Source organism: Halobacteria archaeon AArc-dxtr1 (assembly GCA_025517425.1).
GTDB lineage: Archaea > Halobacteriota > Halobacteria > Halobacteriales > Natrialbaceae > Halostagnicola.
Genome location: JAOPJY010000001.1, coordinates 137259 through 149545, shown reverse-complemented (window position 1 = coordinate 149545; position 12287 = coordinate 137259). Strand labels below are relative to the sequence as shown.

13 protein-coding genes are annotated in these 12287 nt (G+C 65.8%); 5 read left to right on the top strand and 8 right to left on the bottom strand.

Annotation, left to right across the window (positions count from 1 at the left end):
- Positions 1-11: 11 nt before the first annotated feature.
- Entirely contained in the window at positions 12-956 is a 945-nt protein-coding gene (locus tag OB905_00755; protein ID MCU4924515.1) for a Vms1/Ankzf1 family peptidyl-tRNA hydrolase, read from the bottom strand.
- A 28-nt stretch (positions 957-984) separates the two neighbouring features.
- Positions 985-1362, bottom strand: coding sequence for a DUF5802 family protein (locus OB905_00750; protein ID MCU4924514.1), 378 nt, complete (start codon positions 1360-1362; stop codon positions 985-987).
- A gap of 254 nt (positions 1363-1616) precedes the next feature.
- On the opposite strand from OB905_00750, the gene OB905_00745 reads away from it, so the two are divergent.
- Together OB905_00745 and OB905_00740 are read left to right on the top strand one after the other, a co-directional pair.
- Complete coding sequence (locus OB905_00745) at positions 1617-2258, top strand: hypothetical protein (GenBank protein MCU4924513.1); 642 nt, start codon at positions 1617-1619, stop codon at positions 2256-2258.
- A 93-nt stretch (positions 2259-2351) separates the two neighbouring features.
- Positions 2352-3017, top strand: a complete 666-nt coding sequence (locus OB905_00740; protein MCU4924512.1) for an ArsR family transcriptional regulator — start codon at positions 2352-2354, stop codon at positions 3015-3017.
- 13 nt (positions 3018-3030) lie between these two features.
- On the opposite strand, the gene OB905_00735 is transcribed toward OB905_00740, so the two are convergent.
- The gene (locus OB905_00735) at positions 3031-3630 is read right to left on the bottom strand and encodes a DUF456 domain-containing protein (GenBank protein ID MCU4924511.1); all 600 of its coding nucleotides are present in this window, start codon (positions 3628-3630) and stop codon (positions 3031-3033) included.
- A gap of 101 nt (positions 3631-3731) precedes the next feature.
- On the opposite strand from OB905_00735, the gene gatD reads away from it, so the two are divergent.
- A complete protein-coding gene (gatD, locus tag OB905_00730; GenBank protein ID MCU4924510.1) occupies positions 3732-4976 on the top strand; it encodes a Glu-tRNA(Gln) amidotransferase subunit GatD in 1245 nt (414 codons plus the stop codon).
- 82 nt (positions 4977-5058) lie between these two features.
- On the opposite strand, the gene OB905_00725 is transcribed toward gatD, so the two are convergent.
- From OB905_00725 to OB905_00710, 4 genes are all read right to left on the bottom strand, one after another.
- Complete coding sequence (locus tag OB905_00725; GenBank protein MCU4924509.1) at positions 5059-7359, bottom strand: amino acid permease; 2301 nt, start codon at positions 7357-7359, stop codon at positions 5059-5061.
- On the bottom strand, positions 7352-7780 hold the full coding sequence (locus tag OB905_00720; GenBank protein ID MCU4924508.1) for a universal stress protein: 429 nt from the start codon (positions 7778-7780) through the stop codon (positions 7352-7354). Before OB905_00720 ends, OB905_00725 begins: the two co-directional genes overlap by 8 nt.
- 232 nt (positions 7781-8012) lie before the next feature.
- Positions 8013-8864, bottom strand: coding sequence for a VOC family protein (locus tag OB905_00715; protein MCU4924507.1), 852 nt, complete (start codon positions 8862-8864; stop codon positions 8013-8015).
- Between the two features lie 83 nt (positions 8865-8947).
- Positions 8948-9223 (bottom strand): MoaD/ThiS family protein, encoded by a 276-nt coding sequence (locus tag OB905_00710; GenBank protein MCU4924506.1) that lies wholly within the window; start codon positions 9221-9223, stop codon positions 8948-8950.
- 117 nt (positions 9224-9340) lie between these two features.
- Here OB905_00710 and OB905_00705 point away from each other — a divergent pair, with 117 nt between their 5' ends.
- Entirely contained in the window at positions 9341-10522 is a 1182-nt protein-coding gene (locus OB905_00705) for an NAD-binding protein (protein ID MCU4924505.1), read from the top strand.
- A gap of 55 nt (positions 10523-10577) precedes the next feature.
- Here OB905_00705 and deoC read toward each other — a convergent pair whose 3' ends face one another.
- A complete protein-coding gene (gene deoC / locus OB905_00700; GenBank protein ID MCU4924504.1) occupies positions 10578-11216 on the bottom strand; it encodes a deoxyribose-phosphate aldolase in 639 nt (212 codons plus the stop codon).
- 71 nt (positions 11217-11287) lie between these two features.
- On the opposite strand from deoC, the gene OB905_00695 reads away from it, so the two are divergent.
- Positions 11288-12253 carry a ribose 1,5-bisphosphate isomerase gene (locus tag OB905_00695; protein ID MCU4924503.1) on the top strand — a complete coding sequence of 322 codons (966 nt, stop codon included), beginning with the start codon at positions 11288-11290 and terminating at the stop codon, positions 12251-12253.
- Positions 12254-12287 lie beyond the last annotated feature (34 nt).

Sequence of the window (12287 nt, the reverse complement as noted above, 5' to 3'; positions counted from 1 at the left end):
ACGCCGACGGCTCACAATGTCTGCAGATCCGTCGTCCAGAACGATCGGAAGGCGTCGTCGAGTGCCGGTTCGGGATCGCCCGTCGCGTCGACGGCGACGCTCGCATCCGGCTCGAGGCCGGCTTCCGTCGCGAACGGCTCGAGAACGCCGCGCTGGCCGGTTAGGTAGAACTGATCGACGTCGGCCCGGACGTCCGTGACGGCGTCTGCAGCGCGGTCTAGGTGGGCGTCGATTTGCTCGTCGCGGATGCGCTCGAAGCGAGCCTGAGAGAAGCCGCCTTTCGAGTGAGTCCCTTTGACGTCGCTCTCGAAGCCCCGCGAGCGGACGCACTCGCTGTCTTCGTAGACGCCGACCGCGAAGAGGTCCGTCCGGACGAGCGCGAGTGCGTACCGTCCCGTCGGCAGAAACCACGAGCGATCGAGAGCGAAGCGATCGTCCCAAACGGGGTCGACCGACGGCAACAGCGGGGGGTCGAGCGTCGTCGCGACGAGTCCGGCGTCGTCGACGCAAAGCAGACAGGGGCCGGCGTCGGCGAGAAGCGCGGTTCGCTCTCCCAGCACGGTCGCGACTTCGTCCGGAACTTGCCCATCGGCACCGACGGCGGTCTCGACCTCGCCGTCGTCATCGATGGTCGCCGTGAACGCACCCTCGTCACCGGCACGCACGGACTCGAGGCGATCGAGGACAGATCGGAGACGGCTCCCGCGTAGCTGTTCCCGGCGTCGAAACTCGAGGTCCGTCCTGCCATCACCTTCTCGGCGTTCGAGTTCCCCTTCGAGCTGTGCGATACGGTCTTCTAACCGATTCTGGCGCTCCTCGGCCGTCTGTTTCGCCGTGACGGCTTCGGATCGGCGCTCGGACTCTGCCTCGTAGCGTCGACGCAACCGCTCGGCCTCCGCCTCGAGTTCGTCGATGCGCTCTTTGAGCGACGCGCGACCCAGCAGCTCGTCGATCATCGCGCAAAAACGCGGCCGCGGGGCACTTCTAACCCCCGGTTTCGCCGGAGCCTGACGTCATCGGGCCGCCCCAACCCGCGAACGCGAGCAGTTGGCGCGCCCGTTCGCGGCGGGCGAGTAACACCTGCTGGAGGGAGGGTGGATTCCGAATGTCGGTCGCCGCGAGCAGGGGCTCGGGCACCGCGAGCGTGTTCGCGGGGACGGCATCGGTGCCGTGGACCGGGAAGTGACTCGACTCGAGTTTCATCACGAGTGGGGCGTCGAGGCGTTCGACGCCCTCGCCGGTGGCATACACTTCCTCGTTGATTCGCTCGTGTTGCTCGCCGTGCATGAGCGCACGGTCGCCCTCGGTGGGGGTCACGTAGAGGCGTCCGAGATAGTAGCTGCGCGAGAAGGTCTCGAACATGCTATCATCCACCATGGTCTCGTCACGCATAACTATTGCGCGCATCGTTTATATCGACGTGCAATTCGACCACCGAGCTACGGCGAGAGGCAACGGAGACGAGTGACGTATCGGGAAGACGTACAGTCATACGGACAAAACGGTCTGAGTGTCTGAGACGACCGCTTACGCCAGGTTCAAACGGACGTGAACGGACGCGAAACGGTCAGAACGAAAGCCTGCCTATTTATGAGTAACGAGCCGATCCGGATGTGATGAGAGCGAGTTGCGGTGTTGCTCTGTTGATTGCAAGCGCCGTGATTGGGCTGGCAATCGCGCCGATGGCGAGCGTCGCCGTCGTCGACGACGCAGCTCCGTCTGCAGTCGAGCCAGCCGACGAGGCGGCGCCCACCGAGGGCGGAACGGATATGGCTCAATTCGTCCAATCGAACGCCGCAGAAACGGAGAGCACGGTTGATGCGGCGATCTTCGAGGGGATGTTCGAGGACGCGTCCGAAGCGGAGCAGGAGGCGATCGTCACAGACCGGATCGAGACCCTCGAAGAACGTCTCGAGTCGATGTCGGCCGACAGAAACGCGATCGACGAACGGGATGGGGCGGTGAACGAGACAGTCTACAACGCGCGGTTGACCCGACACGCCGTCGAACTCACCACCATCCAGGATGCTATCGACGAGGCCGAGACGCGCGCTAAGGACGCGAACGTCGATACTGACGCCCTCGCTGAGCTCCGAGAGAACGCCGACGCATTGAACGGCTCCGAGGTGGCCGCCATTGCCACCGAACTCGCGGGAGTCGACCCTTCACCTGGCACAGCGGTTGCGGAGAACTCGTCTGCTGAAACCGAGTCCGGTCCGCCGGACGAAGCCGGGCCACCTGCGGACTCCGGTCCTTGAGCGCCGGGTCGAATGCCGTCTGGGCGACCGATATCGGCCCCCTCGTCGGACGGAGAGACACGCTTTTGATCACCCATCGCCTAGCGGCCGCTGATGGACTCAGCTGCGCTGTTGGACCTCCTCGGAAACGAGAACCGGCGGCGCATTCTGCGGCTTCTCGCGCGGAAACCGTGTTATGTAACCGAGATCTCCGAATATCTAAGCGTCAGCCCCAAGGCGGTCATCGAACACCTCCGCAAGCTAGAAGAAGCAGGGATGGTCGAGAGCCGCGTCGACGATCAGCGTCGCAAGTACTTTCACATCGCCAGAAACGTCCGCCTCGAGGTCAGCGTCTCGCCGTACGGCTTCGCGAGCAAGAGCGCCTATCCGTCGAACAACAGCTTCGACATCACCACCTGCCGGCACCTCTCGCTTGAAGTCGCCGACGGAGAGACCGACGAACTCGCAGATCTGCTGGGAACCGTCGAGCGCCTCGAACAGCTCGAAAACGAGCTCTCGCTGGCCCAGCGGTGGGTACAGGGCCGACTCTGTGACACGCTCGATCACATCTCCGAGAGCGTCGGCGGCGGCCCCGAGAGTCGCATCTATGCGGATCTACTGGCGAGCATCCGTTCGGAGCCCAAGGGCGTCGACGACCTCGCCCGCGACGTCGACGCGCCTCGCGATTTGGTCGCGGAGTTACTCGAGACGATGGCCGACGAAGGAGTCGTCACGCGGACGGAACGCGGCTGGGAACTGGCGACAAGAAGTGATCAGTAATCGGCGACAGCAGCTACACCTCCCGCAAAAAGCCGTCACGGATGTCGCGACCGAAGTAGTAGCCGAGGACGCAGACGACCAGCCCAGCCGTCGCGCCGAGTGCCAGTGGAGAACCGATACCGCCGATCAGCGTCAGCACGGCGTAGTTGAACACCGACGAGACGGCACCGACGGAAATTCCGGCGGCGGCCACTTCGAGGTACCGTCGCGTCGGGGCGACGAGTCCGGCCAGCAGCGCCGCGAGGAACATGCCGAGGAGACGACCGGCGACCGGAACGAGCAGATCGCCGACGAACAGTCCGGTCCCGACGGCGAGTAAGCAGACGAGGAAGGCACCCACCGAAAAGTACCGCGTTGGTGAGAGTCGCGCGCCAAGCGACCCCAGCCGCGACGTCGAGGTGTCGCCCGACGTCTCGGAGTCCGTCGCCGCTTCCTCGGACGGAGACCCGGACCACGAATCGGACAGCCCGTCGACACCCCTCGACCGATCCTCGGTCGCCTCGTCGGCTTCGAGATCGGCGTCTCCGGAGAGAAGCCGCTCTGTCTCGGCGACGAGCTCGTCGGTCGAGGGCTCGTCCCGATCGGTCGTCACCTCCTCCGAGCGATCACTCATGTGTCAGGCGAGGTGAGCCGGGACTATGGACCTTTCCCTGCGGCGATAGCTTCGCCCATCGAAAGGGTGCCTTCAAGTCCGCGCGACCGCAACCCGGGCACATGAATCCAGGCGATCGCGTCAGCGTGGACGCGGACGAGCGCAGCTACGAGGGCGTCTTACTCCCCTCGAGTACCGACGACCACCTCGTCGTGAAACTCGACGGCGGCTACAACGTCGGTGTCGAACGCGAGGGGGCCGACGTCGACGTCATCGAGAGCGACGTCTACGACGTCGAAGACGGCGGCACAGACGAGGGCGGCTCCGAGATCACCTTCGACGAGGAACTGCCGACGATCTCGCTGATCTCGACGGGCGGCACCATCGCCTCGACGATCGACTACCGGACCGGCGCGGTCACCGCCCAGTTCGACGCCGAGGACGTCCTCCGGGCGGTTCCGGACCTCGCGGGCCGGGCGAACTACCGCGGGCGCGTCGTGACGAACATCCTCTCGGAGAACATGGAGCCGGCGACCTGGCAGGAACTCGCCGAAGCCGTCCACGAAGAGATCGAAGCCGGCGCCGACGGCGTCGTCGTCATGCACGGGACGGACACGATGCAGTACTCGGCCGCCGCGCTTGCTTTCATGCTCGAGACGCCGGTCCCGATCGTCTTTACGGGTAGCCAGCGCTCCGCGGACCGACCGTCCTCGGACAACGTGATGAACGCCGTCTGCGCCGTCGAAGCCGCGAAAGCAGACTGCGCGGAGGTGCTGGTCTGCATGCACGCGAGCGAGTCCGACACGACCTGTGCGCTCCACCGCGGGACCCGGGTCCGCAAGAGCCACACCTCGCGCCGGAGCGCCTTCGAGACCGTCGGCGCCGAACCGCTCGGCGAGGTGGACTACGAACGCGAGGAAGTGTCCTTCCGCCGCGAGCACCGCGAGCGGGGCGAGGCCGACCTTGCTATCGCATCGGACGTAGCGACCGACGTCGAGTTCGTGAAGTTCACGCCGGGGATGGACCCCGCCTTTTTCGACGTCGCCGAGGGCTCGGCAGGGCTGATTGTCGAGGGGACCGGCCTCGGCCACGTCCACACGGACCTGATCCCCAAAATCGAGTCGCTGATCGCGGACGGGACGACCGTCGTGATGACCAGCCAGTGTCTCGAGGGGCGGGTCTGTGACCGTGTCTACGACACCGGTCGCGACCTGCTCGAGGCGGGCGTCGTCGAAGGAGAGGACGTACTCCCCGAGACGGCGACAGTGAAGCTCATGTGGGCGCTCGCCAACGCGGAGGACGTCGAGGAGGCGATGGGGACCTCGCTGGCCGGCGAGATTCAGGATCGCTCGGTTCCCTGGACGTAGCGACTGACAGTACAGTTCTTGCTGTAGCGTTCGAAGCCGAGAGGATCCGAAATCGGGCCGCCGACACAGCGCCGGCCGAGCCCTACTGTTCGACAGCGTCGGCCCGTTCGTCTTTGGACCGTCCGAGCACCCGTTCGCGAAGGGACTCCGACGTGGGCCGTTCGGAGAGCAGTACCGAGCATTCGAGTTCGTCAGCAACCTCGAACACGAGCGAGTCGCCGAGCAGCCGCGAGAGCAGTCCACGTCCGGTTGCACCGAGCAACACGAGGGAGTGGTCTTCGGCTGCGTCGGCGATAGCTCCCTGCACGTCGCCATCCGTTCCGACGAGGAAGTTCGCATCGCCGAGGCCGTGGTCGTCGGCCCACTCGCCGACGAAGCTCATCCCTTTCCCTCGCTGGGTCTGTTCGTCGACGACGTGTAGCACGGAGATCTCGGAGCCGTGTACGTCGCGGAACGCTTTGGCGACCTCCGCGCTCAGGTCCGAGTCGGGACCGCCGGCGGTCGGCAGCAGGATACGGGAGGGGTCGAACCCGCGATCCTTGAAGACGAGGAAGTCACAGGGCAGGTTCATCGTCAGCTCGTCCAGTGCGCCACCGGTTCGGCCGCTGGACCACGCTCGGTCGGGACCCCACCCGAGGACCACGCTGTCGGCGTTCAGCCGTTCGGCCGAGTCGAAGATTTCCTCGAAGGAGCGGTGAGAGACGACGGTGTGAGTTTCGATCTCAGCACCGTGCTCTGCGGCCGTCTCTCGAGCGCTCGCCATCAACTGCTCCGAGTTCGGGTCGAATCGGTCGAGTCGCTCGGAGACGTGTTCGAGCGACGTCTGGTCGGGTACCTGTACGATGTGGACCGCGTGAACCACGCCGTCGTGTTGCTTTGCCAGCGTGCTTCCCAGCGAGATCAGCTCGGTCTCCGTCCGAGGGTTCGAGATGGGAACCATCACGGAGTAGGGTTGTGCTCCCTCGGGAGAGGCAGCTTCTGCAGCAGAGACGGCGAAGTCGGGCATCTCGTCGGGTCGCTCGCGAACGTACTCGCCGAGTGCTCCCTCGATGGGGGTCTTTCGGCGAGCGTAGAGGGCGTACCAGAGGAGCGCACCGACCACGAACAGGACGGCGAGGATCTGTGCTTCGGGGGTCATGAAGTAGATCAGTCCGAGCGAGAGGACGATCCCGAGAATCGGGACGATCGGATACAGGGGCACCCGGAACTCGGGGTCGTAACTCGGGTGGTCGGTCTCCCGAAAGACGATCAAAGCGGCGTTCAACAGCGCGTAGACGATGAGGTGGAGGACGCTCGCGGCTTCTGCCAGAACCTCGATATCGGTCCCCAGCAGGATGACGAAGCCGACGATCAGAGCGCCGGTAACGGCGATCGACCGGTACGGCGTCGCAAAGCGGGGGTGGATCTCGTTCAGCCAGTCGGTAACGATCTTGTCCCGTCCCATCGCGAAGTTGATCCGGGCCGACGCCAGAATCGAGGCGTTCGCCGAGGAGGCAGTCGCCAGCAGCGCGCCGAGTGTCATGACCGTGGCGGCGATGCCGGCAGCACCGCCGGGGAAGTCGTCGAACGCCACCTCGGCCGCCTGCGCGACGGGCGCGTCGCGGCTGAGGTCCGGCCACGGGACGATTCCGAGCATGATCGTCACGAGAATGCCGTAGAGGACGGTGACGATGGCGACGCTGCCGACGATCGCGATCGGGAGATTCCGGCCGGGATTTTTCATCTCCTCGCCGACGGTTGCGATCTTCGCGTACCCGAGAAATGAGACGAACACGAGCCCGGTAGCGGGCAGAATCTCGGCCGTGCCTTCGGGCGCCCAGCCACCCGACCCCGTCACCGTCGCCCAGTCGAACGAGAACCAGCCGACGAGCGCGAAGACGCCCAGGATCACGAGCAGAATCGTCACGATCACCGTCTGGATGCCGCCGGTCTCTTTGGCGCCGATGTAGTTGACGCCGACGAAGATCACACCGGCGAGGATGGCCCCGACCTGAACGCTGTTGAGAAAGAGAATCGACGGCAACTCGAGTAACTCGCCCAGATACTGCCCGAAGCCGATCGTGTAGAACGCAGACGCGAAGGCGAGCCCGAGCCAGTCCCCAAGCCCAGAGATCGAGCCGAACACCGGCCCGAGAGCGCGGTTGACGTAGTAGTACGCGCCGCCGGCTTTCGGCATCGCCGTCCCCAGTTCCGACACCGAGAGTGCGTTTAGCATCGCGATCATGCCGCCGATAATAAAGGAGAGAACGACGATCGGGCCGGCTTCCCGGGCGGCGACGCCCGGAAGGACGAAGATCCCCGCCCCGATCATCGTCCCCATGCCGATCGTCATCGCGGAGACGAGCCCGATGTCTTTGGCGAGCTCTTCGTCGTTGTCAGTCATCTGTATCCTGCCGTGGAAGTGCAATAACCGGCCGATCGGTTTGCGTAACTAGTTTGAGTGACCGGTCTCCGGAGAGGAGCTGTGTGATCCGGCTACCGGCTCGCGAGCGAAAGGCGATGGCGGTCGCGTCGATCTCATCGGCGACGTCGAAGATGGCCTCCGTAACGTCTCGTGAGTACGATTTTCGTCCGTCGGCGTCAGGGAACACCGTTCGGACGGCTACAAACGAGTCGGCCGCGATCTCCTCGGACTGTTCGACGGGCGTCTTGTCCGGAACCCCCTCGCCCTTTTCGACCACGTGGAGTGCCGTTACGCGATCGGGCTGATACGGCTCTAACGTCCGAGCCGTCGCGCGAGCGTCCTCCTCGTTGGCGACCGGAAGCAGGACATGCGCTACGATCTCCCGGTTTCCCTTGTCCATACGCAGGTCTGCTGCCGAAGGGGAAATAAGGTTACGCATTTCATGGAAAATCAGTCTCGAATGAAGATGTGTTCTGACGTTCAGTGAGCGGGCAACGACGTTGGTGTCGACAGAGCTGCCGGAAGATGACCGGCCAGTGCGTCGAAATGACGACGTTGCGGAGACCGATTCGCTCCCAGTCGCACCCATCGGGCGTTGCCGTCAAACGATCGGCGAGGGCCGGGGGACACACTCAGCCCTCCCGTCGCACCCGAACCGAGATCCCGTCGGGCGCCGCGAGTTCGATCCCCTCTGTACGGTCCCGAGCCGAAACGTCGCGCTCCCCGAAGCGCTCGCGAAGCGCCCCAAGTGCGGCGGCGTCCGGGACGACGAGCTCGAACCAGGCCAGCCCACGGGTGTCTGCGGTCTTCGGGCTCGACCGCCCGTTCCACGTGTTCACGGCGACGTGGTGGTGGTAGCCACCCGCCGCGACGAACAGCGCCGACGGGGCGAGGTCGATCGTCACGGCGAAGCCGAGCGCGTCGACGTAGAACGATCTGGCGGCGGCGGTCGAGGTCCCTTCGAGGTGGACGTGGCCCACCGTGGTCCCGGCCGGCGCCCGGTCGGCTCCAGCTGCGTTGGCCGCGAGTCTTTCGAGACCGAGGGGCTGTTGGATGGTCCGAAGGTCGCCCCCGTCGGTTCTGGGCCACGCCTCCTGAGGCCGATCGCGGTAGACCTCGACGCCGTTACCCTCCGGGTCGGTAAAATACAGCGCCTCGCTGAAGCCGTGGTCGGCCGCGCCGTCGAGGCGCCAGCGGTCGCGAACGCGACGCAGCGCGTCGCCCAGATCGGCACGCGTCGGAACCGCGAACGCGGTGTGAAAGAGCCCGGCTTCCGATCGCCCGCGGGGGGCGGCCGTACCGCCGCCCGAGAGGACCAGAAGCTCCGTCCCGTCCGCACCGAGTACCGTCCGCTCCGCCTCACGGCTGAGCACCGTGAGCCCGACGACGTCCCGGTAGAACGCCGTGACCTCCTCGCGTTCAGCTACGCGGAGCGCGGTTCGGCCGATTCGGGTGTCTGGGGCTGGGCTCTCGACGTCGACCATACGGTCCGTTGGCGGAGAGACGAGAAAACCGCTGGGTAACCAGAAGCGTTACCGTGCCGACCGTCCGCCGATCTGGGACATCGTTACCCGCCGCTGACCGGCGGGAACAGGGCCAGTTCGTCGCCCTCTTCGACCGGATCGCCGAGTCCGTCGTCGGCGTCGACGTCGGTCCCGTTTCGCAACACGTTGATCTGCGGGCGCAACTCGCCGCCGTCGGTTCGGACGCGCTCGTCGAGCGCCGGCCGGTCTGCGAGTAGGGCGTCGAGGGCGTCTCCGACGGTCGCACCGTCCTCGACGTCGACGGCGACGTGGCGATCTCCGGCGACCTCCGCGAGATCGGCGAACAGCTTCCACTCCATGTGCGTCGATATCGCCGCCGCGGGCAAGTAGCTACCGCTCCCGGATCCTCGAGTGGCCGAGATGGGGGAGTGACCGAGACGGAGACGTTTAACTGAGCGCGTCGCAGACCGGTATGTATGGTTGGCGAGCGCGTCGTCGAGCGGTTGCCCGACAACTGGCGGTGGATCGTGACCACGCGAGCAGCCGTCGCCCTCGCGCTGGCCGTGGCGTTGCTCTCTGTCGTCACTGGCGTTTTCAACATCGGCCAGGAGACCGTCGACTACGGGCCGCTCGCGGGACAGGTTCCGGACGCTGTCCAACAGACAGTCGGCTTCACCGGCGCGTTCACGGGATTTCTGATGGTCGGGAGCGCGCTCGCACTCCGGCGCGGGCTGCGGGCCGGCTGGTATGCGACCCTGATACTGATGCCAGTGACGGCGGTCCAGGGATTGCTTCAGGTGAGTCAGTACTCCCTGCCGCTCGTCGTCCTCTCGCTTCTCTCGATCCCCCTGTTGCTCGCCACGCGAAACCGGTTCGACAGATCGCTCTCGCTGACGACGACCCAGATCGCCGCTGGCGGGGCGCTGCTTGGTGTACAGCTGTACGGGACCTTCGGCGCGTACGCGCTGCGAGAGCAGTTCGACGGCGTCGAGACCGTTCTCGACGCCTTCTACTTCACCTTGATCACCTCCAGTACGGTCGGCTACGGCGATATCGGCCCCGAAACCGCCGAAGCACAGCTGTTTACCATGTCCGTCGTCGTCCTCGGCGTCGCCAGCTTCGGTATCGCCATCGGGGCGCTCGTCGGACCAGCGATCCAGGCACGCATCACGAAGACCTTAGGAAAGATGACCGACTCAGAACTCGAACGCTTAGACGAGCACGTCCTCGTTCTCGGTTACGGGGACCTGACGGAACCGATCGTGACCGAACTCGACGACAGTGGCGTCCCCTTCGTCGTCATCACCCGAGACGAGTCTGCAGCGAGCGACCTCTCGAGCAGGGACATCCGCGTGTTGACTGCGAACCCGAGCGACGAGGGGCCTCTCCAGCGTGCCCGTATCAAGCGGGCGAAGGCGGTACTGGTGGCGACCGACCACGACGCCGAAGACGCCCTGAGCGTCCTCACGGCCCGTGAGCTGAATCCCGACGTCCGCATCGTCACGGCCGCTACCGATCGCCGAAACGTCGAGAAACTCCGTCGCGCCGGCGCGGACGACGTAATCGGACTCGCGGAGCTCGGCGGCCACTTGCTCGTCCGCTCGGCGCTCGGGACGGACGACTCGTCGGCCATCGAGCAGTTGTTGCAGACGGAGTAGCGCTCGACACGACAGATTGGGTGCTACTGTGCCGTCTCGAACCCCGATCTCTCCGCTACGATTCCGGTGCGCCGTCTACAATCTCGACACCGCTCGAGGCACCGATCCGCGCCGCGCCGGCATCGAGCATTGCCACCGCCTCCTCGTAGCTCCCAATTCCACCGCTGGCCTTGACGGGGAGGTGCTCACTCATCAGTTCGACGTCCGCGACGGTCGCACCCCCTTCTGCGAACCCTGTTGCGGTTTTGACCATCGCCGCATCCGCCGCGGCAGCAGCCTCGCATGCGCGGTGGGTTTCCTCGTCGTCGAGCAGCGAGGTCTCGACGATGACTTTGATCGGAATCGGAACCGCGGCGACGAGCTCTGCGATTTCGGCCCGGACAGCGTCGTCCTCACCGGCCCGGAGGCGACCGACGTTGATGACGACGTCGAGCTCGTCGGCGCCAGCCTTCCAGGCGCGGACGCCCTCGTGTCGCTTGACGTCGGAGTCGTGCTGTCCGTGGGGGAAGCCGACCACCGTCGCGATCGTGAGATCGGGGGCACGCTCGCGGACCGCGGCGACGGACCAGGGCGGGATGCAGGCGTTCATTCCCCGCGCTTGGGCCTCGTCGACGACGGTTTCGACGGCCGCGGGTGTCGTCTCGGGGCCGAGGGCGGTGTGATCGATCAGCGGGGCGAGTTCGCGCCGGTTCATACGGGCTCCAGCAGCCGAGACGGTAAAAATCCGCCCGGTTCCTTTTTGTGCCCCGGCTCGAACGGCCGGTGATGACGAGAGTCGACCCGAGCGTCGAGACCACTGCCACCGCCATCGCCGAGATGGAGATCCGCGGAGCAGCGACGATCGCCGGCGCCGCCGCTGAAGCGCTGGCGACCCAGGCCGAGCAGTCGACAGCCGAGACCCCCGAGGCGTTTCGCGCCGAACTCCGCGCCGCCGCGCGGGAACTCTACGAGACGCGACCGACCGCGGTCAGCTTGCCGAACGCCCTTCGGTACGTTCTCCGCGGCGTCGAAGGCGAGCGCGTCCCGGAGCTACAGTCTGCGACGGTCGAGCGCGCCGAGCAGTTCCAGCGCGATCTAGAACGCGCCCAGGACGAACTGGGCGAGATCGGCGCGAATCGACTGCGTGATGGCGACGTAGTGATGACTCACTGCCACTCGACGGACGCCCTGGCCTGCGTGGAGGCGGCGCTGGCCGACGGCAAGCACATCGAGGCGATCGTCCCCGAAACGCGCCCGCGAACGCAGGGTCACCTCACGGCCCGACAGCTGCGCGAGTGGGGCGTTCCAGTGACGATGATCGTCGACAACGCGGCCCGGCGCTACCTCCGAGAGGCAGACCACCTCCTCGTCGGCGCCGACAGCATCGCAGCCGACGGCAGCGTGATCAACAAGATCGGAACCAGCGGGCTGGCCGTGATTGCCCGCGAACGTGGAACCTCCGTGATGGTCGCCGCTCAGACGATCAAGCTCCACCCGGACACGATGACGGGACACACCGTCGAAATCGAGATGCGCGAACCAGCCGAAGTACTCTCGGCCGACGAGCACTCCGAGATCGAGAGCGACGAGGCAGCTTCGGGGCTCACCGTCGAAAACCCGGCGTTCGACGTCACACCGCCGCGATACGTCGACGCGATCGTTACCGAGCGCGGCCAGTTCCCACCCGAGAGCATCGTCACGCTGATGCGAGAGCTCTTTGGCGAGACGACGGCTGCCCCCTGGGAGCTGTAGCGGTCGGGGCCGTGCGGGCAGGGGCTGGTGGACA